This window comes from Asanoa ishikariensis (assembly GCF_900107455.1).
GTDB lineage: Bacteria > Actinomycetota > Actinomycetes > Mycobacteriales > Micromonosporaceae > Asanoa > Asanoa ishikariensis.
Map to the genome: position 1 here is coordinate 222,633 of NZ_FNQB01000004.1, position 23,488 is coordinate 246,120.

General features: G+C 69.6%; 18 protein-coding genes. 3 read left to right on the forward strand and 15 right to left on the reverse strand.

From position 1 onward, the window contains the following. Positions 1–2: 2 nt before the first annotated feature. Together BLV39_RS33780 and BLV39_RS33785 are read right to left on the reverse strand one after the other, a co-directional pair. Positions 3–2,552, reverse strand: a complete 2,550-nt coding sequence (locus BLV39_RS33780) for a polynucleotide kinase-phosphatase (RefSeq protein WP_090801261.1) — start codon at positions 2,550–2,552, stop codon at positions 3–5. Beyond that, positions 2,549–3,955, reverse strand: coding sequence for a 3' terminal RNA ribose 2'-O-methyltransferase Hen1 (locus BLV39_RS33785; protein ID WP_090801263.1), 1,407 nt, complete (start codon positions 3,953–3,955; stop codon positions 2,549–2,551). Before BLV39_RS33785 ends, BLV39_RS33780 begins: the two co-directional genes overlap by 4 nt. Positions 3,956–4,214: 259 nt before the next feature. Here BLV39_RS33785 and BLV39_RS43310 point away from each other — a divergent pair, with 259 nt between their 5' ends. Then, the gene (locus BLV39_RS43310; protein ID WP_176985226.1) at positions 4,215–4,367 is read left to right on the forward strand and encodes a hypothetical protein; all 153 of its coding nucleotides are present in this window, start codon (positions 4,215–4,217) and stop codon (positions 4,365–4,367) included. Positions 4,368–4,429: 62 nt separating this feature from the next. On the opposite strand, the gene BLV39_RS33790 is transcribed toward BLV39_RS43310, so the two are convergent. The 5 genes from BLV39_RS33790 to BLV39_RS33810 form a co-directional block, all read right to left on the reverse strand. Beyond that, positions 4,430–7,441, reverse strand: a complete 3,012-nt coding sequence (locus BLV39_RS33790) for a glycoside hydrolase family 2 protein (protein ID WP_176985227.1) — start codon at positions 7,439–7,441, stop codon at positions 4,430–4,432. A 235-nt stretch (positions 7,442–7,676) separates the two neighbouring features. Next, positions 7,677–8,564, reverse strand: a complete 888-nt coding sequence (locus BLV39_RS33795; protein ID WP_090801267.1) for an ROK family protein — start codon at positions 8,562–8,564, stop codon at positions 7,677–7,679. Then, positions 8,561–9,736, reverse strand: a complete 1,176-nt coding sequence (locus BLV39_RS33800) for a sugar ABC transporter permease (RefSeq protein WP_090801270.1) — start codon at positions 9,734–9,736, stop codon at positions 8,561–8,563. The genes BLV39_RS33795 and BLV39_RS33800 overlap by 4 nt, the downstream gene beginning before the upstream one ends. Further along, on the reverse strand, positions 9,733–10,434 hold the full coding sequence (locus BLV39_RS33805) for an ATP-binding cassette domain-containing protein (RefSeq protein WP_218137108.1): 702 nt from the start codon (positions 10,432–10,434) through the stop codon (positions 9,733–9,735). Before BLV39_RS33805 ends, BLV39_RS33800 begins: the two co-directional genes overlap by 4 nt. An 18-nt stretch (positions 10,435–10,452) precedes the next feature. Next, positions 10,453–11,544: a sugar ABC transporter substrate-binding protein gene (locus BLV39_RS33810; RefSeq protein WP_090801274.1), complete on the reverse strand. Its 1,092-nt coding sequence runs from the start codon at positions 11,542–11,544 to the stop codon at positions 10,453–10,455. 117 nt (positions 11,545–11,661) lie between these two features. On the opposite strand from BLV39_RS33810, the gene BLV39_RS33815 reads away from it, so the two are divergent. Further along, entirely contained in the window at positions 11,662–12,867 is a 1,206-nt protein-coding gene (locus BLV39_RS33815) for an ROK family transcriptional regulator (protein WP_090801277.1), read from the forward strand. 729 nt (positions 12,868–13,596) lie between these two features. Here the strand turns inward: BLV39_RS33815 and BLV39_RS33820 are convergent. Genes BLV39_RS33820 through BLV39_RS33835 form a run of 4 tightly spaced genes read right to left on the reverse strand, consistent with a single transcriptional unit; the run spans position 13,597 to position 16,771 of the window. After that, positions 13,597–14,382: an ABC transporter permease gene (locus BLV39_RS33820; protein WP_090801279.1), complete on the reverse strand. Its 786-nt coding sequence runs from the start codon at positions 14,380–14,382 to the stop codon at positions 13,597–13,599. Next, entirely contained in the window at positions 14,379–15,341 is a 963-nt protein-coding gene (locus BLV39_RS33825) for an ATP-binding cassette domain-containing protein (protein ID WP_090801281.1), read from the reverse strand. The genes BLV39_RS33820 and BLV39_RS33825 overlap by 4 nt, the downstream gene beginning before the upstream one ends. Before the next feature lie 11 nt (positions 15,342–15,352). Beyond that, positions 15,353–16,015, reverse strand: coding sequence for a DUF4097 family beta strand repeat-containing protein (locus tag BLV39_RS33830; protein ID WP_090801283.1), 663 nt, complete (start codon positions 16,013–16,015; stop codon positions 15,353–15,355). Positions 16,016–16,033: 18 nt separating this feature from the next. Beyond that, positions 16,034–16,771 carry a GNAT family N-acetyltransferase gene (locus BLV39_RS33835; RefSeq protein ID WP_143050003.1) on the reverse strand — a complete coding sequence of 246 codons (738 nt, stop codon included), beginning with the start codon at positions 16,769–16,771 and terminating at the stop codon, positions 16,034–16,036. Positions 16,772–16,889: 118 nt separating this feature from the next. Here BLV39_RS33835 and BLV39_RS33840 point away from each other — a divergent pair, with 118 nt between their 5' ends. Further along, positions 16,890–17,771 (forward strand): LysR family transcriptional regulator, encoded by an 882-nt coding sequence (locus tag BLV39_RS33840; RefSeq protein ID WP_090801286.1) that lies wholly within the window; start codon positions 16,890–16,892, stop codon positions 17,769–17,771. Here the strand turns inward: BLV39_RS33840 and BLV39_RS33845 are convergent, their stop codons facing one another. The 4 genes from BLV39_RS33845 to BLV39_RS33860 all read right to left on the reverse strand — a co-directional run bounded on the left by BLV39_RS33845 (position 17,772) and on the right by BLV39_RS33860 (position 23,460). Then, positions 17,772–18,476, reverse strand: coding sequence for a hypothetical protein (locus BLV39_RS33845; protein ID WP_090801288.1), 705 nt, complete (start codon positions 18,474–18,476; stop codon positions 17,772–17,774). A gap of 117 nt (positions 18,477–18,593) precedes the next feature. Then, a complete protein-coding gene (locus tag BLV39_RS33850) occupies positions 18,594–20,729 on the reverse strand; it encodes a P-loop NTPase family protein (protein ID WP_143050004.1) in 2,136 nt (711 codons plus the stop codon). A 312-nt stretch (positions 20,730–21,041) separates the two neighbouring features. After that, a complete protein-coding gene (locus BLV39_RS33855; RefSeq protein ID WP_090802787.1) occupies positions 21,042–22,277 on the reverse strand; it encodes a M50 family metallopeptidase in 1,236 nt (411 codons plus the stop codon). Positions 22,278–22,338: 61 nt separating this feature from the next. Further along, the gene (locus tag BLV39_RS33860) at positions 22,339–23,460 is read right to left on the reverse strand and encodes an FAD-dependent oxidoreductase (RefSeq protein WP_090801293.1); all 1,122 of its coding nucleotides are present in this window, start codon (positions 23,458–23,460) and stop codon (positions 22,339–22,341) included. Positions 23,461–23,488: the final 28 nt, after the last annotated feature.

Below are 23,488 nucleotides of genomic sequence, written 5' to 3' on the forward strand. Positions count from 1 at the left end.
AGTCAAAGCCGGGGGTCCACCGGCTCTGATTCCAGGGCGAGGATCCCGAAGACCAGCTCGTGTACGCGCCACAGCGGCTCGCCGGCGGCGTGGCGGTCGAGCGCGGCGAGTCCGAGCGAGTGTTCACGCAGCGCCAGGCTTCGTTTGCGGCCGAGGTTGCGGCCGCGCAGGCCCGCCAGGGTGTCGGGGGTGGTGTAGTCGGGGCCGTAGATGATGCGCAGGTATTCGCGGCCGCGGCATTTGAGGCCGGGCTGGGCCAGGCCGCCGCGTGCCGTGCGGACCAGGCCGTCGGCGGGCTTGACGACCATGCCCTCGCCTCCGGCGTCGGTGAGCTCGGACCACCATTTCTCGGCGGCCTCCGTGGTCGCCGGATCGTCGAGGTCGACGGGCACGCGGGCCGTCCGGGTGAACAGCGTGCTGTCGGCGGCGACCAGCCGGTCGGCGATGCTCAGGTGCCATCCGTTGTCGTTGGTGGCCAGGTTCGTGCCTTCGGCGGCGAGGACGGCGAACGGGGCGATGGTGACGCCGGTGAGGTCGGTCGTGGGGCGGACGTAGCGCTGGTAGGCCGCGGTGAAGAGGGCGGCGTTGGTGGCGCGGTCCCGGGTGCGGTCGCGTAGGGCGGTCACGTCCAGGCCGCGGTTGATCGCCGTGGCGAGGACGTCCAGCGTTGCGGGCAATGCGGCGCCGGCGGCGGCACCCACGCTCGCGTACTGGCCGCGGATCAGCTCGCCGGCCTTGGCGGACCAGGGGAGGATCTCGGTGTCCAGCAGCAGCCAGTCCGTCTCGAGTGCGGCCCACAGGTCGGCTGCGGACACGGCGGCTCGGACGCGGGCGAGCAGGTCGGCGGTGAGCGGCGGCGTGAAGAACGGCCGGCCCGTGCGGGTGTAGATCGCGCCGGTCTCGCCGTCGGTGACGCCGAACCTGCGCGCTGCCGCCGCCTCGTCGCGGCACACCAGCACGAGGGCCCGCGATCCCATGTGCTTCTCTTCGCAGATCACCCGGGTCACACCGGCCTCGCGGTAGCCGTCGAACGCCTCCCGGGGATGCTCGAGATAGCCGTCCGCTTTCGAGGTGGGCGCGGGTGCCATGGTCGGCGGCAGGTAGATCAGCCAGCGCGGGTCGATGGCGAACCGTCCCAGGATCTCCAGCGCGGCTGCCGCCTGGGGCGCCTCGATCGGGATGCGCCCGTACGGCGTGTCGAGCTGGCGACGTCCCGAGCCGGGCAGCACGTCGGCGACGTCGAGCAGGTCGCCAGGGCGTTCGGGAACCGTCGTCGCCAGCGGTGTGGCCGGTGCGTAGTGCTCGCGTTCGGCGGGCACGGACACCAGGGTGCGTTCCGGGTAGCGCAGGGCGGTGAGCTCTCCGCCGAACACGCAGCCGGTGTCGACGCAGATGGTGTTGTTGACCCACTGCGGGTCGACCGTCGTCGTATGTCCATAGACGACGGTGGCCGGGCCGCGGTAGTCGTCCGCCCACGGATACCGCACGGGGAGGCCGTACTCGTCGGTCTCGCCGGTCGTGTCACCGTAGAGGCAGAACGCGCGTACGCGGCCGGATGCCCGACCCTGGTATTCCTCCTTGATGCCGGCGTGCGCCACCGCGAGCCGCCCGCCGTCGAGGATGTAGTGGCTGACAAGTCCGTCGATGAACGCGGTGGCGTCGGCGACGAAGCCGCCGTCCTCGCCGTCGAGCTGTTCGAGAGTCTCGGCCAGGCCGTGTGAGACGGTGACCTGTTTGCCGCGCAGCTTGCGGAGCAGCTTGGCTTCGTGGTTGCCGTTGACGCACAGGGCGGTGCCGGAGCGCACCATGCCCATGACGAGTCGCAGCACGCCGGGGGAGTCCGGTCCGCGGTCGACGAGGTCGCCGACGAAAACGGCCGTGCGCCCCTCGGGGTGCTCGGCGTTGACCGGCCGGCCGGCGTCGTCGCGGCTGATCGTCCAGCCGAGGCGGGTCAGCAGCGTTTCGAGCTCGGACCGGCAGCCGTGCACGTCGCCGATCACGTCGAACGGCCCGGCCAGCTCGCGGCGGTCGGTGTAGAGCGGCTGGAGCCGGATCGTGGCAGCCTCGATCTCGTCGCGGCCGCGCAGCACATGGACGGTGCGGAAGCCTTCGCGGTTCAGTCGCTTGAGAGTCCGACGCAGGTCGCGGGACTGGCGGGCGAGGACACCGCGTCCGAACGAGCGGTCCGGGCGCTGCTCGGTGCGTGACCAGCATTCTTCCTCGGGCAGGTCGAGCACGATCGCCACGGGAAGCACGTCGTGGGCGCGGGCCAGAGCCACGAGAGTGGAGCGGGCGTGCTCCTGGACATGGGTGGCGTCGATCACCGTGAGTCGGCCGGCCGCGAGCCGCTTGCCGGCCACGTAGTGCAGAGCGTCGAAGGCCGCGGCGGACGCCGACTGGTCGGTCTCGTCGTCGGCCACCATCGCGCGGAAGGCGTCGGAGGAGAGCACCTGGCTCGGCAGGAAGTGCCGCCGAGCGAAGGTGGACTTGCCGGCGCCGGAGATCCCGATCAATGCCACCAGGCTCAGGGCGGGTACGGGGAGCTCGGTCATGCGTTGCCTCCGGCTGCGGTGAAGACGGCAAGCTGGGTCGGTGCGCCCAGGTCCGCGTCGGCCGGACCGACGCCTTCGATCGTCACGGCGTAGTCGTTGGCCGCCGACACGGCTGCCGCCCAGTCCGCGAACTGGGCCCGTGTCCATTCGAAGCGGTGGTCGGTGTGGCGCATCGCCCCCGCGGCCAGACCCGCGTATCGGGTGTTGTACTCCGCGTTGGGCGTCGTGACGATCACCGTGCCGGGTCGTGCGGAGCCGAAGACGGAGCGGACCAGGGCCGGCAGGCGGGACTCGTCGACGTGCTCGATCACCTCCATCAGCACGGCCGCGTCGTATCCGCCGAGCCGGGCGTCGCGATAGGTCAGCGCCGACTGCACCAGCGCGATCCGCTGCCGGTCCCGCTCCGCGATCGCACCGGGCCGATCGAGCCGCAGCCGCCGCGCCGCGATGGCCAGCACCCGCGGGGCGATGTCAACGCCGACGATCTCGGTGAAGCGCCGATCCGCCATCAGGTCGGCGAGCAGCGCCCCGGGACCGCACCCGAGATCGAGCACCCGCTGCGCACCCGACTCACGCAGCACCCGCAGCACCGCCGCGCGCCGGACGACGGCAAGCGACGGGGCGTCTTCGTCGGCGTCCGCGGGCAGCACGGCGTCGACGCTGTCCGCCACGACCAGGTCGTCGGACTCGGCGAGCCGCTCGAGCGCGGGCTCGGACAGCGCGCGGCTGTGCGCCAGGTATCGCCGCACGATGAGCTCCCGCTCCGGGTGTCCCGCCAGCCAGCCCTCACCGGCCCGGACGAGCTTGTCCACCTCGTCGGTCGACACCCAGTAGTGCTTGGCGTCATCGAGCACGGGCAGCAGGACGTACAAATGGTGCAGCGCGTCCGCGAGCCGCACGGTGCCACGGAGCTGAAGGTCGACGTAGGGACTCTCGCCCCACTCCGGATGCCCCTCGTCCAGCGGGATGGCGGCAGCGGCGACGTCGTAGCCGAGCGGCGCGAACAAGCGGTCGGCCAGGTCCGCACCGCCCCGGCATCGCAGCACCGGGATCCGGATCTCCAACGGGATCGCGGTCGCGACCAGCTCGGGCCGATCCTTCGACCGCCCCGCCATCGCGGTGCGGAAGGCTTTGTTCAGGGCTGCCGACATCAAGCTCGACGCCGCGTACGGCCGGTCGTTGACGAACCGCCCGAGTGAGAAGCCGTCCGGCGCCGCACGCCGATCAGGCGCGTCCACCTCGAGCACCAGCGCGGCGGTGCAGCGCGCCTCGTCGGCCTCGGGGAAGCACACGGTCGCCCGCCCGGTCGGCAACTCGAACTCGTGCACCCGGTCCGGGTGCTTCACCAGCAGATAGCCGAGATCGGTCGCGGGCCGATACGTGGTCCCGATGGTCAACATCACGCCGCCATCCTGCCAGCGCCCCCGAACCAACCTCACGTGATTTTGGGCGGGCCACCGATCGTTGTCAGGTGTTGGCTACTTCGGTCCAGTCAACGGTTCCGCGCGGCACCGGTGCGGCGGCGGACGTCGCCGGCGGCGGCCGCACCATCGAGGTCAAGGCCTACGGCCAGTACTCCCGCGGTCAGGATCTGTGGCTCGAGCCTCGGCAGAAGAACGAAGCGGCCAGCGACCCTGACTTCTGGATCTACATCGTGGAGAAGTGCGTCAGGGTGACCCGGCCAACTTCCGGCTCATCCAGATCGGAGGCGACGACCTTCAGCGCCTCATGAAGCGGGCCGTCGAACGGCAGTACTTCACGGTCCCATGGCCGGTCGCCGAATACGACGCGCTCATCGTCCAGCCCCCGACCTGAACCCCGCAGTCGGCGGCGGCCGCGTTGGGCGGCCGCCGCCGGGGCGGAGTGTCAGTTCGTCATTACTGGACCGTCACACGCTGCTTGAGCTCGGCCATTGTCTCCGGGGTGTTGGCCACACCGGGAACAGCGTTGCCGGCCTCCGCGTACCCGTTGGCGTTGCCGAGGTTCTCGGCTCCGACCCTGGCCACGCAGTGGCAATCACCATCGATGGTCGTGGTCGCGACGTTGAAGCCGCTGATGGTCACGACCGGATCCTGCCTGCCCAACTGTGAAGCGGCGTACGTCTGGGTGATGGTCTGCGACTGTCCCGGCCAAAGCGTCACATAGTTGTCGCTGTACGAGGCCGGCCTGACCTGGCTGTCACCGCTGCCAGGCTTGGACCCGCGCCCCCGATGCACGTCGACCCGCACCATGAACGCCACGGTGTCGGAGTTGTTCGTCAGCGTGACGTCGGTGGCCGTGTCCTGCCCGTCGGAAAGCCCGGACTGCCGGTGCGTAACCGCGCTGGCCCGGATCTTCGTCGAGGGCAGCAGCCCGTTGGCCGGATCAGCCGCCGGACTCTGCAGGTTGCGCAGGTCCCCATAGGTGGAAAGGTTCGGATAAGCACTTCCGGTATAGGTAGGAACGTCATTGACCGTCGACAGCCAATAGACGTTGCGGTCGACCACGTGCGAGCCCCGCTTCAGCAGCAACTCCAGGAAGTACGTCCGCTGCGGTGTGCCGTTGACGTCCGGGAGCGTCGGGTTCGGGACGGTCAGAAGCTGGTTCATCACGCCCTGGCTGGGCATGGTGATACCGGCCGCGTTCTGGGTCGTCAGCACAGTGCCGTGCATGTCATAGGTCCGCGCCGTCACCGACAGCCCGCTCTGCGTCTGACCGGTCAGGTTGGACACGCCCACCGTGCGGTTGCTCGGGTCCGCTTCCGGTGCCGGGTGGGCGTAGTAGACGTGCAGCGCCTCGTTCGCCTTCTTGGCGCCGAAGTACGTGCCCGCCTGGTCGAAGTCGAACCCGTACAGGTTCCACAGCAGGCTCGGCATGGGCTTGTTCATCATCCAGTAGACGAGCCCCGTCGAGGGCGAGTCGGTCCTGGTCGAGTGGTCGAGGTACGCCTCGAACTGGGCGCGCACCGTCTCGTAGTTGATGGCCTGGGCCTTGCGGACGAAGTCGTCGACACTGGGGTTGTCGCCGTAGAGGCCCGTGGCACCTGGCGGGTTGGTCGGGCACGTGACCGGGTTGGCCGTCCACGGGCCGTAACGGTGGCAGATCGCGGTCGCGAGCACGCCGACATGCTGGAAGCTCGAGTAGCTCGTGCCGCTGGACTCCTCGCCCCGTCCCGAGTTGAACTGCGCCAGGTTCGGCGAGGTGACCAGGGCGGTCTGGTCGGCCGGCGTCATGAACCGGTTGAGCGAGTCCTGGGTCGGGATGGTCGATCCAGGGCTGGACTCGGTCTGGAACCCCCACGCACCACCGCGGTTGACGAACTCGCCGCTCGTGCAGGGGTCGTTCCCCGTGCGGCCACGGCAGTTCGAGCTGTACGCGTAGCTCGGCGGGAACCAGTTGTACGGTCCTTCCTTCATCCCGGACGGGCCGAGGGTCGGGGTGGACTTGTACTCGGCCGAGGCCATGACCGGGATGTCGAAGTCGGTCTCGGCGAAGCCGCGCAGGACGCCGGCCTCCTGGCTGGCGGACGGCTCGTTGTCACTCCAGCTATAGAAGACGACGCTGGGGTGGCTGCGCTGCTGACGGCCGAGGGCCACCGCGGTGCGGTAGTTCGTCTCCTGGTCCTTCTCGGTCCAGCGGGAGGCTTCTTCCCAGTAGTTGCAGCACAGGAAGCCGCCGTAGATGAGCAGGCCGGCCTTGTCCATCTGCTCGTAGAAGTCGTCCGGCTGGTCGTCGCCCTCCAGCCGCAAACCGTTGAGGCCCATCGACTTGATGAGCTGGATCTGGTCCGCCACGTTGTCGCGCGAGTAGCGCAGGAACATGTCCTGGTCCATCATCCCGCCGCCGCGGAAGACGAACGGCTTTCCGTTGATGGCGAACCACCTTGAGCCGTCGTACGCCTTGGTGCCGGGCGACGAGAGCCACGAGTCGATGGTGCGGATACCGAAGGTCTTGCTGTCCGAGTCCGAGACCTGCCTGTCCCGCGAGACGTTCATCGACAGCTTGTAGAGGGGCTGGTCGCCCATCTGGTACGGCCACCAGAGCTGAGGGTGCCGCAGGTGCAGGGCGGAGTCGGTGCTCGGGTCGAAGGCGACGTTCTTCGCCTCGCCGGCCTGAAGGGTGATCGTCTTGCGCAGGTTGATCGGGTGCTTGCCCCGCGGGTCGGTGACGGTCGCGTTGACGGTGGCGGTCCGCGACTTCCTGGACGTGTTCGTCACGGTGCCCTTGACCGTCAGATCAGAGCTGCTCAGGTCGGTGGCGTTGGCCTGCACGACGTGCACGTCGTCGAGCCGGAACGTGTTGGACGTGTGCAGCCGGATCGGGTACTTGATGCCGGTGTTCTGGTCGCGTGCGGCCTGGGTCCAGTCATTGAAGTCCTGGGTCAACATCTCGCCCGGTACGTTGGGATAGATCTTGAATGCCAGCGCGTTGGGGCCGTTGCCGTTGACCAGGTCGGTGACGTCGAAGGTGTACTCGGGCTCGGAGCCCTGGAGGACGTCCTTGGTGGCGAGTTGGACGCCGTTGACCCAGAGGTCGGCCTGACCCATGATCCCGCGTACCTCGAGCACCACGTTTCGGTCGCCTGGCTGCGGGTGTGCGCTGAACTCCGTGCGGAACCACCACGGGAAGTTGTACTGGTCGTTCGGAGCGCCGTGCGCGTCGGGCTGCGGTCCCTGGCACGCCGTGATGTTCTCCGAGTAGAAGATGTTGTTCGCGCCGCACTGGTCGTCTGGCGGGATGTTCTGAAGCTGTGCCGCGACCACGCTGCCGACCGCGTGGGCGTCGTTGGTGCGCACCGGCAGCCAACCGCGCGGCGAATAACTGCGCCGGGAGATGAGGTCGCCGGTGTCGGGGGTGGCCGTGCTGCTCTGCACCTGCCATTTCCCGTCGAGGTCGACCGTCGATTCCACACCAGCGGAAGTCGCACTGCTGGGGGTCGCCGGAAAAGCTGCGAGAAGCGAGCTGACAAGGAGTACGGGTAGGGCCGCTGCGACGGTGAATCTGCGATTCATGGGGTTACCTCTCCGGGATCACCCGATTTCGAGGACATCGCTTTAAAGCCGAGATTGACATGCCTCAATGCCAACGGTCGATAGTTCCCCCTTCATCGGGCTGATCGGCTCAGTCCGGGGGTGTGGGTGTTGACTAGCTGACGCCCACCGCTTCGACGGCCAGGGCGAGTGCGCCCAGCAGCGGCGCGTCGTCGATGAACGTTGCCGGTGCCAGCTCCGGCGGGAAGGGGACCGCCCGGGGGAGCAGGGCGGCGATGCGGGGCAGGATGCGCTCGGCGGCGCCCATCATGCCGCCGCCGATGACCACTCGCGCCGGGTCGAGGGTGATGCACAGGTTGGCCACGGCCTGGGCCAGCGTGCGCAGTGCTTCGTCGATGAGCGCGTCCACGCGCGCGTCACCGGCCATGGTGAACAGTTCAGCGGCGGCCACCGGGCGGCCAACCAGAGCTGAGCCCTGGGCGGCCAACGCGCTGCCGGACACGAGCTCCTCCAGCGGCGCGTCACCATCGGCATAGCAGTTGTCGCGGGTCGGGTCGAGCAGGTAGCCGATCTCGCCGGCGGCGCCGTGCGCGCCGCGCACCACTCGACCGTCGACGACCAGCGCCGCCGCCAGGCCCGTGCCCAGGTTGAGGTAGATGCCGACGTCGACTCCGCGCAGCGCACCCCAGCGCAGCTCGGCCGCGGCGGCGGCGTTGACGTCGTTGTCGATGACGACCGGTGTGTCGCCGTACTCGTCGCGCAGCATCCGTGGCAGCTCCATGCCCTCCCAGCCGGGCACGTTGGGGGCGAGCCGGATCCGCTCGTCACGGACGACGCCTATTGTGGACACTCCGACGGCGAGGGGTGCGGCGACCATCTCGCGAGCGGCCTCCAGTGACCGCCGCACCACCTCCTCGGCGCTCCCGGTCGTCGGGAGCCTTCGCCGGGCCGACGAGACCACGGGCGACCATCCTGGATCCGCCGTGGCCAGCGCGACCTTCGTGCCGCCGAAGTCGATGCCGAGCACTTGGCCCGCCGTCACTGCTCACTGCCCCGACGGGACAGCGAGTCGATGGCCACGGCTGCCGCGAGCACGACGGCGGTGACCATGAAGCGGATCGACGAGTCCACATTGAGCAGCAGCATTCCGTTCGTGATCGACTGGATCACGAGGATGCCGAGCAGGGCCGCGTACGGACGGCCCCGGCCACCGAACAACGACACCCCGCCGATGACCGCGGCAGCGATGGCCATCAGCAGGGTGTCGCTGCCCCCCGAGCTCTGGTTGACGGCAGCGAGCCGGCTGGCGGCGAGCACACCGCCGAACGCGGCCAGCGTCGACGCCAGGACGAACGCGACGATCCGCAGTCGGGTGACGGGGATGCCGGCCCGCCGTGCCGCCTCCGCGTTGCCGCCGATGGCGTAGATCCACTGTCCGAACACGGTGTTACGCAGCACCAGGTCGAGGGAGACGACCAGGGCGCCGAAGATGACGAGCAGCAGGGGTACGCCGCGGTCTGCGCTCAGCACGAGCACGGCGGCGCCGAGCAGCACCGTGAGCCCGCCGATGCGCAGGATCGAGCGGTGCACCGGTTGCAGCGGCAGGTCGGCACCCCGGCGGGCCCGCCTGTTGAGCACCGCGCTCGTCGCCACGACGCCGACGATGAGCACGACGATGAGCCAGCTTGACCAGGGTGGGAGCCAGGTGTCGCTGAGGCGGGCGATCGCACCGTCGAACGGGAGGTTGATCGTGCCGCCCCGGCCCAGCACGTAGAGCAGCAGTCCTTGCCAGCCGATCAGGCCGGCGAGGGTCACCACGAAGGACGGCATGCGGAGCTGCGTGAACATCAGTCCGTGTACGAGGCCGATGACCGCACCCAGGGCGAGCGCGATGACGACCGCGAGCAGTGCGGACTGTCCATGTCGGACGTGCACGATGGCGAGGACCGCCGCGCACAGCCCGCTGACGGACCCGGCGGACAGGTCGATCTCGCCGAGCAGGAGCACCATGATGATGCCCAGCGAGATCGTGCCGGTCGCGGCGAGTTGCAGTGCGAGGTTGGTGAGGTTCTCGGCGGACAGGAACTGCTCGTTGAGCGAGCCGAACACGATCGCGATGACGATCAGCCCACCTACGACCGGCCAGCTACCGACACCGCCGGGCCTCGCGGCCCGCTCCGCCGGCCGGCGGAGCGCTTTCGCCAGGGTAGTCATGCCACCGCTCCGGTGATTGCGGCCACGATCGCCTCCGGGCTGGTCTCGGCTGTTCGGAACTCGCCGGCGTTGCGCCCCAACCGCAGCACGACCGTGCGGTCGCTCACGGCGCGGACGTCGGCGAGGTTGTGCGAGATGACGAGTACGGCCAGACCGCGGTCGCGCAGGCGCCGGATCAGGTCCAGCACCTGCGCGGTCTGCTCGACACCCAGGGCGGCGGTGGGCTCGTCGAGGATGACCAGCCACGGCTCGCCCACCAACGCCCGGGCGATGGCGACGGACTGACGCTGGCCGCCGGAGAGCATCGCCACCGGCACCTGGATGTCCTGGATCCGCACGTCCAACGAGGACAGCAGCGTACGTGCGGTCCGTTCCATCTCAATCTTGCGCAGCAGCGACCAGCGTCGTCGCTCCGAGCCGAGGAACAGGTTGCCGATGACGTTGAGGTTCTCGCAGAGCGCGAGGTCCTGGTAGACGGTGGAGATGCCGAGGCTTCTGGCCTGATGCGGGTTGTTGATCTGCACGGGCACCCCGTCGCGCTCGAGCTGTCCCTCGTCCGCGGTCACCGCGCCGGAGATCACCTTGATCAGGGTGGACTTGCCGGCGCCGTTGTCGCCGACCAGCGCGACGACCTCGCCCGCGCTCAGGTCCAGGTCGACCGCGTCGAGCGCCCGCACCGCACCGAACCGTTTTGACACGCCTCGCACCGCGAACATCTACTGGATTCCCGCCTTGGCGCAGGCGGCGGCGACGGCGCCCGTACAGATCTCGCTGGCCTTGTAGAAGCCGTCCTTCACGATGGTGTCCTTGATCTTGTCAGCGGTCACCGCGATCGGGTCCAGCAGGAACGCCGGGATGTCCGCCGCCCCGTTGTTGACCTTGGTCGTCGCCGAGGCCGGCTCGCCCTTGGCCAGCCCGACCGCCAGCTCGGCGGACTTCTCGGCCTCGCTGCGGATGTCCAGGTAGATGGTCATGTACTGCTCGCCGGTCAGGATCCGCTGCACGGCGGCCAGCTCGGCGTCCTGCCCGGTGATCGGCGGCAGGGTGGTGTAGCCGGCCCGCTTCATGGCGGCGATCGCACCACCGGCCATGCCGTCGTTGGCCGAGAGCACGCCGACGATGTTGTCCCGGCCGAGCGCCGTGATGGCCTGCTCCATCTGCTGCTGCGCCTTGTCCGGACTCCAGTCGGGAGTGTCGAACTCGCGCCCGATCTGCACCTTGCCGTCGAGGACGTTGTGCGCGCCGGTCTTGTAGTCCGCGGAGCTCGGATCCGTCGGCGCCCCGTTGATCATCACGATCTTGCCCTTGTCGGCGGTCCCCTTGGCGTTGAGGGCGTCCAGCAGCGCCTGACCCTGCGCCTCACCGACACGGACGTTGTTGAAGGACACGTAGTAGTCGTACGAGATGTCGGAGATCAGCCGGTCGTACGCGATGACCGGCACTTTCTTCTGCTTGGCCTGGTTGACCAGAGAAGCGGCCGCGGCGGCGTCGACGGCGTCGAGCACCAGGACGTCCGCGCCCTGCGCGAGGGCCGACTCGACCTGCTGCTGCTGTTTGGCGGCGTCCTGGTCGGCGTTGTTGTAGAGCAACTTGCAGTCCGCGCAGAGCGCCTTGACCTTGGCCTCGAACAGCGGCCGGTCGAACGCCTCATAACGGGTGGTCTTGGACTCGGGTAGGAACAAAGCGATCGTCGGTGCGTCCTCTGCCTGCTTGCCGGAGCCGGAGTCCGAGCCATTGCCGCAGCCGGCGGTCAGCACTGTGGTCGTCAGCGCTGCCACGGATAGGACGAGGAACCACTTAGGTCTCATGGCGTACCTCTCGTCGGAGGTTCAGGCCAGCAGGATGCACCCGGCCGAACGCATTTGGCAAGGTCTCTAACGAAATTCGTAATGGACCTTTACGAACCCGTGTGAGACCGTGAGCCGATGGCGACCGACCACCAGACCGCGAGCACGACGACGATGCTCCGCGTCATGAACGAGCGGGCGGTGTTCGGGGAGATCTTCCGGCTGGGCCCGGTCTCGCGGCCCGAGCTGGCCCAGGCCACCGGCCTGTCCAAGCCGACGATCTCGGTCGCCCTCGCCAACCTGGGCCGCGCGGGCCTGGTGCGGGAGGTCGGCCTGCGCGCGGGACCGGCGGGCCGTTCCGCGGTGCTGTACGAGGCACGCCCGGAGGCGGGCTGGGTGCTGGCCGTCGACATCGGACGGTCTTTTGTCCGGCTGGTGCTGGCCAACCTGGCGGGAACGATCGTCACCCGCATCGATGATCCGTCCGGCAGCCGGAACCCGACCGACCTGCTCGCCCAGTTGACCGGCCTGGCCGACCGCCTGACCGCACAGGTCGGCATCACCCGCGCCGACGTCACCCTGACCGTCTTCGGCACGCCCGGCATCCACGACAAGGAAACCGGCTCACTGCACCTGGCGCCCAACCTGCCCGGCTGGGACCTACCCGGCGCCGTAGACCGGTTCTCGGTGGTGTCGCCGTCGCCGTACCTCGTGGAGAACGACACGGACCTGGCCGCGGTAGGCGAAGCGACCCACGGGTTGGGCCTCGGAGTGGCCCACTTCGCCTACATGTCGATCGGCACGGGCACCGGCATGGGCATCGTGATCGACGGCAAGCTCTACAGGGGTGCGCGAGGCTGCGCGGGCGAGATCTCCTACCTCCCGATCGGCGAGGGCGACCCGCTGCAGGACGACCCGGCCGCCACCCGGCGCGGAATGTTCGAGACGGTGGCCTCGGCCGACGGCATAGTCGCGGCGGCCCAGCGACTGGGCTGGACGAAGGCAACGAGCGCCAAGGAGGTCTTCGACGCGGCCCGGGCCGGCGACCCGATCGCCCAACGCGCGGTGGAGGTCGAAGTCAACCACGTAGCGCACGCGTTGGCCGCGGTGACCGCGGTGCTGGACCTGGAGCTCATCGTGCTCGGAGGCGGCGTGGGAGTCCAGGGAGGCGACCTGCTGATCGGCCCGATCCAGGACCGCCTCCGCCACCTGGTGGCGCTGCAACCCCCACGGATCGAAGTGTCCTCACTGGGCGCCGACGCCGTCCTCGACGGCGCGGTAGCGGTCGGCGTCACCGCCGCCCGCGACCTGGTCCTCGACCGAACCGTGGCGGCGAACGCCTGACGCCCTGCGAGCCAGGTCGGCGTTGACTCGCGGGTTGAGTGCCGAGGCCCGTGAGCGCCGCTATCAGGTCCCGACGTCGCCGAGACGCGGCGCGCGCTACGTAGTCATCATCTGCACGATCGACGTCCGCCCGGACCCGATCACGGTGTACGAGGCGCCACCGGCACATCGCCTCCCGCCGCGCCGCGCCACCTGGTTCGCCCGGATCCAAACGAGCGCCGACGGCCGCCCGGCGCGCGTGCGGATGTTCGACTCAGATCGCTCACGTCCGCCATGTCGATATCTGGACTGGCCATTCGATGGTGCTTTGTCGGCGGCTCGGTTGGCCAAGAACGCGGAACACTCCGTCACATGCACCAGGTACGACGAGGTCGTCGTTCTTTCGCCAGGACCAACCGTTGCGGGGCCGGCGTGTCATCCGTCGGACCTTGGCAGGAGCGAAAGGACAACGCCTGTGGCTGGACCCAGCCGACCGTCGGGCGGTCATCAGCGGCGGCCTGGCGACGGGGACTACCCCGTGGTCAAGACGGCAATCGCGGCCCTCGTCACGCTCGCCACCCTGAGTGGAACCGCTGAGAGCGAGGGAACGATCCGTCTCGCGATGCTCCTCATCGGACTGCTTGCCCTTGCCGTCCTGGTGGTTACCACGCGGCGCTGGGCTCGTCGCCGGTGAGTCGTGGCCTGGCGCGGCGTGCGCCGACGTGATGTCGGCGCACGCCTCCCGCTCGGCTAGGCCGGGTCGCGGTCGAAGCGCGACGTCGACCACACGTAGCCCAGCACCGCCAGGCCCACACACCAGCCGACCGCGAGCCAGCCGTTGTGGCCGATCTCCCCGCCCAGCAGCAGGCCGCGCAGGGTTTCGATGGCCGGCGTGAACGGCTGGTACTCCGCGATCGGCTGGAACCAGCCCGGCATCGAGTGCAGCGGCACGAAGGCGCTCGACAGCAGCGGCAGCACGATCAGCGGCAGCGCGTTGTTGCTCGCCGCCTCCGCGTTCGGGCTGACCAGGCCCATGCCGACCGCGATCCAGGTCACCGCCAGCGCGAACAGCGCGAGCAGACCCAGGGCGGCCAGCCAGTCCAGGACTCCCGCGTCCCTGGACCGGAAGCCGATCGCCACCGCGACCGCTCCGACCAGCACCACGCTGGCCACCGACTGCAGCACGCTGCCGACGACGTGGCCGACGAGTACCGCGCCGCGGTGGATCGACATCGTGCGGAAGCGGGCGATGATGCCCTCGTTCATGTCGTTGGAGACCGACACCGCGGTGCCGATCACGGTGCTGCCGATGGTCATCAGGAGCAGGCCCGGCACGACGTACGCGAGGTAGCCCGACCGGTCGCCGCCCCCGATGCCGGAGCCCAGCGCGTCGCCCAGGATGTAGACGAACAGCAGCAACAGCATGATCGGGGTGAGCAGCAGGTTCAGGGTGAGCGACGGATAGCGCCGCGCGTGCAGGAGGTTGCGGCGCAGCATCGTCGACGAGTCGCGCACGGTCAGGGCGAGGGTGCTCATCGGGCGGCCACCTTGGTCGGGGCGGGGACGCGTACGCCGTCGGTCAGGGCGAAGAACACGTCGTCGAGGTCGGGGGTGTGCACGGTGAGCTCGTCGGCCTCGACGCCGGCCGCGTCGAGTTGGTCCAGGACGTACCGGAGCTCGCGTTGGCTGCCGTCGCTGGGGATCCGCAGCGCGAGGGACTCGTCGTCGCGGGCGGCGTCGGGCAGGGTGGTGGCCGCGGACCGGTACGCCGCCGGGTCGGTGAAGCGGAGCCGGACGTGGCCGCCGGGGATGAGCCGCTTGAGCTCGTCCGCGGTGCCCTCGGCGGCGATCCGGCCGTTGTTGAGCACGGCGATCCGGTCGGCTAGCTCGTCGGCCTCCTCCAGGTACTGGGTGGTGAGGAAGACGGTGGCGCCGTCGGCGACGAGCTCGCGGATGATCACCCACATGTTGTGCCGGCTGCGCGGGTCCAGGCCGGTGGTTGGCTCGTCGAGGAAGATGACCCGCGGTGTGCCGACGAGCGTCATGGCGAGGTCGAGGCGGCGCTTCATGCCGCCCGAGTAGGTCGACGCGGGCTTGCGTGCGGCGTCGACCAGGTCGAAGCGCTCGAGCAGCCGGGCGGCGGTGCGTCGGCCCTCCACCTTGGACAGGTGGTGCAGGTCGGCCATCAGCAGCATGTTCTCCTCGCCGGTGATCAGGCCGTCGACGGCGGAGAACTGGCCGGTGACGCCGATCGCGGCGCGTACCGACTGCGGATCGGTGGTGAGGTCGTGGCCACCGACGCGGATGTCGCCGGAGCCCGGGTCGGCGGAGATCAGGGTCGAGAGGATCTTGACGGCGGTGGTCTTGCCGGCGCCGTTGGGACCGAGCAGGGAGAAGATCGTTCCTTCGGGTACGGACAGGTCGACGCCGTCGAGCACGACCTTGTCCCCGTAGGACTTGCGCAGCCCGTACGCCGCGATGGCCAGATTGTTCATCTTCAAAGCTCCTAGAGGCTGCGTGCGGCGATGTCGCCGTATGCGGTGGTGGCCTGGATCCGCAGGTCGGCGTCGCCGGTGTTCATGAGCGCGTTGTCGATCCGGCCGAAGCTCGTGCTGGCGTCGAGAGCGGCGGAGACGCCATGGGCGGCGCTGACCGCGATGTCGCCGGCCTGGGTGCGCAACACGACGGTGCCGCGTACCGCCTCGGCGATCCGGATGTCGCCCTTCGCCGTGCTGATCTCGGCGGGGCCGTCGAGGCGGCGGACCGACACGTCACCGGCGAGCGCGGTGAGCTTGACGCCGGCGGCCTCGTCGACCTCGATCGTGCCGTGCGCACCGTCGAAGGCGACGTCCCCGAACCGGCCTTCGACCCGGAGCTCGGCACTGGCGGCCTTCGCCTCGACGCTGGAGCCGGTGGGCAGGTGGACGGTCACCTCGACGGATCCGGAGGGGCCGAGGTACTCGTTCTTCACCGTGGTCGCGATCCGCAGCACGCCGTCGGCGTACTCGACCGTGGTCCGCTCCGCCGCTTTGACGTCGCGACCCTTGGCGGCGTCCACGGGCATGACCTCGACGACGGTGTCGGCCCGATCGGTGGCCACGAGGTGGACGCGCCCCGCGGGAATGTCCAGGACGGCGGAGATCGGGGTGGGGGTTTCGAACGTCTGCATCGTGCTGGTCTCCTGTGGTCAGGGCAGGGCGAGCTCGTAGAGGCGAGTTCGCCGGATGGGCTGGAAGCCGAGATCCCCGAGCAGGTAGGGGTCGTTCTCGGCGGTGACGGTCTCGATCTCGTTGACGTGCGGATGGACCTGGCGCACCCGCTGGATCAGGGCGGCGCCGACCCAGGGGCCGAGCTCGGGGCCGTCATGGGTGGGGAGCACCGCGGGTCCGTGCAGCCGAGCGCGGGGTCCGACGTCGATGACCGCCATCGCGTACGCCGCCAGGTCGCTGGCCGTGTTCGCGGCGGTGAGGACCGTGTCGCCCGGGCCGCTCGGCACCACGGGCACGGGGGACGCGTCGGCCACGTCGCCGGTCCAGTGGGTCAGGCGGTAGCCGGGGTGCTCGGCGTCGACCAGCTCACCCAGCCACGCGCCGTGCACGTCGCAGTAGGTGAGCAGGTCATGGCGCCTGGCCACGGTGCGCCGGAAGCCGTGTCGCAGGCAGAACGCCTCGCCGGGCGTACCCGGGACGACGTCCGCCAACAGGCGCGGCTCGGCGGTCTGGTCCCGGACCGCGGCCAGGAGTCGGGAGCCGACCCCCTGCCTCCGCCATCGCGGCTCCACACGAAGGCTCAGCTCCCGGCCCCCCAGAGCCAGCGGCGGATCGGGTCCCATGGCGAGCACTCCTGCCGTGACGCCGCTCGGCGCGACGGCCAGCCAGCGCGCACCTCCCGGCACCGCGACGATGTTGATCATCGTTTCGTTCATGGCACTCACGATCGCGCCGGCCGTCGGCCGGAACAACGGGAGATGTCGAACCGCCGGATAAGCCCTCGGTTATCGTTCGAGGTCCTTGGCGGTGGGATGATCAGGAGGAGGTGGCCGCGTGGAGCTGCGCGACATCGAGATCTTCCTGACGCTGGCGGAAGAGCTTCATTTCGGGCGTACGGCCGAGCGCCTCCGGGTGTCCCAGGCGCGGGTCAGCCAGTCGATCAAAGCGCAGGAGCGCCGGATCGGCGGGGCCTTGTTCGAACGGACCAGCCGCAGCGTCCGGCTCACCCCGCTCGGGGAGCGCCTCCGCGACCGGCTCGCGGCGGGCTACGGCGAGATCATGGCCGGTGTGGACGAGGCGGAGGCCGCCGCCCGTGGCCAGGTCGGCACGCTGACCGTCGGCACCTTCGACACGTACCACCACGGGCTGGCCCCGACCGTCGACCTGTTCCGCCAGCGGCACCCGCAATGCGAGCTGCGGCTCCGCGAGATCCTCCCGGCGGACCCGTTCGGCGCCCTGCGCGCGGGCCGGGTCGACATCGGGCTGCTCTGGCTGCCGGTCCAGGAGCCCGACCTCGTCGTGGGACCTGAGCTGTTCACCGAGCGGACCGTGCTCGCGGTCGCCACCGATCACCCGCTGGCCGCACGGGACCGGGTCGAGATGGAGGACCTCGGCGACCACGCGGTGGTGCAGGTCGACGGACCGATCCCGGACTACGTCTGGGAGGCGCACACCCCGTCGGTGACCCCGGGCGGGCGGCCCATCCGGCGCGGCGTCGCCATCAGCACCGTCGAAGAGGCCCTCACGGCGGTCGGCGCCGGCGGGGTGGTGTCACCGATCGGCTCGTACACGGCCGCCGGCCGAGTGCGCCGTGACGTCACCTTCGTGCCCATCACGGACGCACCGACCATGCGGTACGCGCTGGTGTGGCGCGGCGGCGCGGAGACCTCGCTGGTCCGTGCTTTCGTCCAGGCCGCCCGCGACGCACTGTCCTGATTAGAGACCTTCAGGGAAGGCGAAACTCGCCGGCGGGTTGGCCTGCTGGGCGGCGGTCCCGTAGACGAGCGCGATCTCGTCGTGGGCGTGCAGCACGATGGCGGCGGGGTCGCCCTGGACCTGCTTGCCGTTCACGTACGCCTGCAGGACCTTCCCGTCCCCGGTGTGCAGGCTTCCGAGGTGGTCCGCCGACAGCGACACGTCCCACTCGGTGAAGAACTGCCCGAGGCTGAACTCGGCCTTCACGGGCGACTCGACATGGATCACGCCGGTGGTGTCGTGCGTGTGCAGCGGGCTGAGCTGGCCGGTGGACTCGTCGATCCCGATGAGCGCGGGAACCTCCACCTTCTGGCCGTTGGCGACGACGTCCAGGTGCGCGTGAATGTGGACGACCTCGCCTTCGGTGCCGAGCATCGGCAGGCCAGCATCCTTCACCTGGGCAGCGGCGTCGAAGGGCGCCGGCCAGGGCGGCTGGTCCGTGCGGCCTGGCGCGGCGGTGGTGGCCGGGGTGGCCGGAATCCCCGACGCGGCGGCGGGGCTGCTCTTGTGCAAGCTGAGCGCGAGAACAACTCCAACAACAACCAGCACAACCAAACCAACCATGCTGTACGAGAAGAGGTGTCTACGCCGACGGTCGCGCTTGTTGGCGGTTTCTAGCGCCTTACGAGCCGCGGCGGCGCGCTTCTTCGCGCTTCCACTGGTCATGCGCGGACGTTCCCCTCGATGCGTCGCGCGCCGGTGAGTCCAGCGCGACGCTCAACGGTGCGTCGCTTCGCTGGGAAAATCCGGTCAGCCACCTGAAAATTCGGTGTGTGACCCGGGTCATGCCCAGGCCTGAGCGCGGGTCCGGATCGAATCCAGTTCCCGCCGGGCCGTCTCGGGGCTGGTGGCCAGGAGTCCGCGGGCCGAGGCGACCCGGTCGAGGTTGCCGGGCGCTTGGAAGGATCCGGTGACGAAAAGGTCGTGGACGGTGGCGAAGAAGTACATCGCGGTGGCGAGGTCGTCGCGTAGGGCGTCCGTGCGGTCGTCGCCGGTCTCGGTGCCCAGCAGGCGACTGGCGGCCTCGACCAGAACCGACTCCTCGCCCCACCACATTTCACCGGCACGTGGCAGCGGTGGCCAGTCGCGATCGGCCAGAACCGCGCGCATGGGGTTGCGATTGGTGCTGTCGTCGCTGTGCAGACGTTCGGCGATGCCGCTGACGAGGGCGCCGAGCTCCTGGGCCAGGACGAGCGGCACCAGTCGGGCGAGCTCGGTCTCCCTGGTCGCGACGCTGACCCGAACGATGGTGCGGGCGACTCGGACGAGATCCCGCGGGTTTCCCCCGGAGACCGCGTGCGCCAACGCGATGAACGCGTCAGGAAAGCCGATGACCCGGGCACGCAGAAGTTGGATCGCTTCGTCGTAGGTGAAGGCGTCCAACGTGACGATCTCGTCGAAGGCGTTGTCCACGGCGGGTCTGGCATGGATGACGCGCCTCTCGAACCGAGCCAGGACACTGCGCGGCACGGTCACGACATAGACGCTGTCCCGGCTGCCGAAGATTCCCTTGATGCTGTTGAGGAACCGTTCGGCTTCGTCCTGGTCGGCGATGCGGTCGACCTCGTCGATGCCGATCACGAGACGTCCGCGTCGACCGCGTTGGGCGCGCAGCCACTGCCCGACCTCCCGCGCGAAGGAACGGTACGAGTCGACGAGCTCCGGCAACGTCACCGGTTGCTCGGCAAGCTGGTGCGCCGCACGCCAGCCGAGCTTGAAACCGAGGCGGTCCAACACTCCCGAACGCTCCGTCGTCACGGTTCGCAGATACGCCAGCCGCCGGCGTTCCGACTCGGCCCGCGCTGTCACCGACGAGGCGGCTCTCTTCCTGCCCTGAGCGGGAGTTCGCCCCACGACGAAGTAGAGGGCGCCGAACGCTGCCATCGCGAGAAGAACGACGGCCCATGATTCCGGGACAGCGACGCCGCGGGCACGGAAGAAGTCGCCGACCTCAGGTCGCAAAGACGCCGCGAGTACGGCCAGGGCGAGCACGGCAATGCTCTTGGCCACGAGTCGTAGCACCGATATCGCACGCGGAGCGCGTGTTCCACCACCGTCGTGCGCGATGACTGCGTCGCACAGGCGAAGGTAGAGGTGGATCAGGAAGTCGCGGGGGTCGTAGTTCACCGGCGCCGACAGCACGAACCGGATCACACCGGCGGGTACGAGACCGAACATCCGCTCCTCGACGTAACGGAGCAAGGTCGTCTTGCCGACGCCGCGGTCACCGCTGACCGCGATCGTCGTGGCTCCCAGCCGCTCGATGAGGGCCTCGACCTGCTTGAACTGAGGGCGGTCGACCAGCCGTTCGGGATCGTTGGCCTCGGCAAGGCCGGGGGCGTTCTCGACCAGCAGTGTCGTGGGGTGTCGCGAGTTCGCGAACTCGTTGATCGCGGAGCGGATGAGCGGCCGCAACTCGTCGGAAACCGCCTCCTCGAACTCATGCCAGTAGGCGTACGCCGTGCGAGCCATGGCCCGGTTCGCGACGATCGCGGCGTACAGCAACGCGATGAGCCCGCCGATCGTCAGGGCCGAGTTGACCGGGCCGGCCGGCCACAGGTCGCGAAAGATCCGCGCGGCCTCGTCCCCACGCAGGCCGTTGCCGTCGAGCGACGCCGCCAGCATCGCCTTGACCGGTCCGGCGACGAGGGCTGCGAGGCCGGCCAGCACCGCGATCGCCTCGATGGTCACCACTGCGCCGACGCGTGAGAGCACCGCGTACCAGGTGCGTCGGTCATCGCTGGTGGCGTCGATGATCGATGCCTCCGCCGCCTCCACTTCCTCGTAGATGGCCTTTCGCAGCTCACCGACGCTCGTCGCGGCGTCCACGTCGATGATGGGCATCGTGGCGTGCCGGAACTCCTCCTCCTGCAGGACGGTCAGCACAGTGGGCATCAGGCCCGGCCGACTGACTGCCACGTCCTCATCACTCGCGGGGCCGGGGTGGCGCTCGCGCCGTACGTTGTCTCCGACGAAGTACGCCACGGGCCCGACGAACGTGACGAATCCGATGGCGGCGACGAGGAGACTGCCGAGACCTATGCCCACCGATGCGAGGAAGAGTCCGCTGACCGTTATCGCGGAGAGCGCGTAGGCCCAGGGCCAGGATCTGACCAAACGTGGTCGACGCTTCACGATCGCCACGTCGCCCTGACAGACATGGACCCATGGTTCCGTAATGAACGGCGCCCTGGAAGACACCTGCGGCCTGCCGGGGACGCCGGCTGGTCGCTAGCGGATGGTGATCGGGTTGATGACGTCCGCGGTGATGGTCAGGAGGGTGAACGCGCCGCCGATCAACACCACGGCGTACGTCAGCGGCATCAGTTTGAAGTAGTCGATCCCGCCCGGGTCCGGTCGGCCGAGGCGGGCCGCCACCCACGAGCGGGCGCGTTCGAACCAGGCGATCGCGATGTGACCACCGTCGAGGGGCAAGAGCGGCAGCAGGTTGAAGAAGACCATGAAGACGTTCAGGCCGATGAAGATCATCAGCACTGTCGACCACATGCCGAGCGATGCGGCCTCGCCGCCCAGGAGGCTGACGCCGACCACGCTGATCGGGGTCGCGGGGTCACGCTCGTCGCCGGTGATCGACCGCCACAGGGCCGGCACCTTCTGCGGGATCCGCTTCGCCGCCTCCCAGGTCTGCCCGGCCATCCAGCCCGTGTACGTCACGGTCGCCCCGAACGCTCCGGCCGGCCCGAACGTCACCTCGCGGGGCGCGGTGACCTGCAGGCCCACGCCGAGTGCCGCCACTGTGGTCGGTGCCGCGGTCGGGTCGCTCAGCGACGGGCGCTGGACCGCGCTGAGGTCGGCGCGCACGGTGCCGGGCTGGCCGTCGCGGACGTACGCCACCTCCGCGAGACCCGGCCGGGTGTCCCGGACGACGCGGAGCATGTCCGAGTAGTTGGCGATGGCCACCCCGTTGACGGCGGTGAGCACGTCACCGTCCCGGAGACCGGCGGCGCGCGCCGGTGACGCCGGGTCGCCGGCCGCGCACGCCCGCGCGGTGTCCGGCGTGACGCAGCCGGCCAGCACGATCGCGGCCGGTTGTGCGCCGAGCTGTTGGGCGGTCTGCGGGTAGTCCAGGTTCGGGACGCCGACGAAGGCCGTGGCGAACCAGAGGCCGGGCACGGCCAGTGCGAACTGGACGGTCACGCCGGAGACCATCACGACAGTCCGCTTCCACACCGGGAACCGCCACATCGCGCGATGCTCGTCCTTCGGTTCTAGCTCGTCGTCCCGCGTCATCCCGGCGATCGTGCAGAACCCGCCGAGCGGGATCGCCTTCAGGCCGTATTCGGTCTCGCCGCGACGCCACGAGAAGACCGTGGGTCCGTAGCCCACGAAGAAGCGCGTCACCAGCATCCCGAACCGCTTCGCCGACACCATGTGGCCGAGCTCGTGCAGCGACACCGAGACGAGGATGGCCACTGCGAACGCGATGGTGAAGAGCACCTGCGACATCGCCAGAAGGTACCCCACGACGAACGCTCGCCCCGCCGGCAGAGCGCCACGATCCACCGGTTCAGTCGGTGAGCGCCGGCTCGGCGGGCCGGCGCGTGAAGAAGCGGACGATGTCTTCCGCCGCGGTCGGGGAGAGCATCATCGCCTGGACTCGGGCCGACATCTCGGCGATCGGCTGGATCCGGGTGAACATCGCCTCTTCGTACGCCCGGATCGCCGAGTCCGGGTCGCCGGGGTTCGCGGCGAGCTGACCGGCGAGCTCGGCGGCGTCGAGCATGGCCTGGTTGGCGCCTTCGCCGACCGGTGGCATGAGATGCGCGGCGTCGCCGATGAGGGTGACGCCGCGCCGGCTCGGCCAACGCGCGCCGGTGGGCATCGCCTCGATCCTGCGCTCCGTCACCGTGCCGTCGCCGGCTTCGATGAGTGCGGTGAGGCGTGGGTCCCAGTCGCCGAACAGGTCCAGCAGGGCGCGTTTGTCTCCGATCTGGCGATCGTCCGCGCGCAGCGAGGCCCCGACGCGGAGGCTGCCGTCGCCGAGGCGTTGCGCCGCCAGGATCTGGTTCACGCCGACGCACCACAGGTTGCCGGGGCCGACCAGCTCGGCGAGCTCCGGGTGGCGCCGATCGACGTCGCCGATGCTCAGCTCCACGAGCGTGGCCACATAGGACAGTCGCGCGTCGGTCACCAGTGACCGGGCGACCGAGCGCGCGCCGTCAGCACCGACGAGGAGGTCGCAGGCGATCCTCTGACCATTGTCGAACGTCAGCGCCCAGCCTCCGTCGGGTCGCGGAGTCGCCTTGGTGAGCCGGTGGTGCCAGGCGACCGCGTCGCGGGGGAGTGAGTCGAGCAGAAGGTCACGCAGGGCCCGTCGGTCGATCTCGGGGCGTCCGTCGAATGACCCGGGTCCCTGTTGCGGCGTGTGGTGCACCAGGGTCCGGCCGGCCGGGTCGAGGATGCGATGCTCCTCGCCCTCGGGTCGCGCCTCCGATTGGAACCGGGCGGTGAGACCCGCGTCGGCCAAGGCCCGCTGACCGGACTCCGGGTGCAGGTCGAGCATGCCGCCCTGTGACCGGGCGGATCGGTTCGCCTCGCGCTCGTACACCACCGCAGCTATGCCGTGTCGGTGCAGGATCCGTGCCAGCGTCAGCCCGCCAAGACCACCGCCGGCGATCGCGATTCGCATTTCAATCTCCTTAGCGTACGCTGTATCG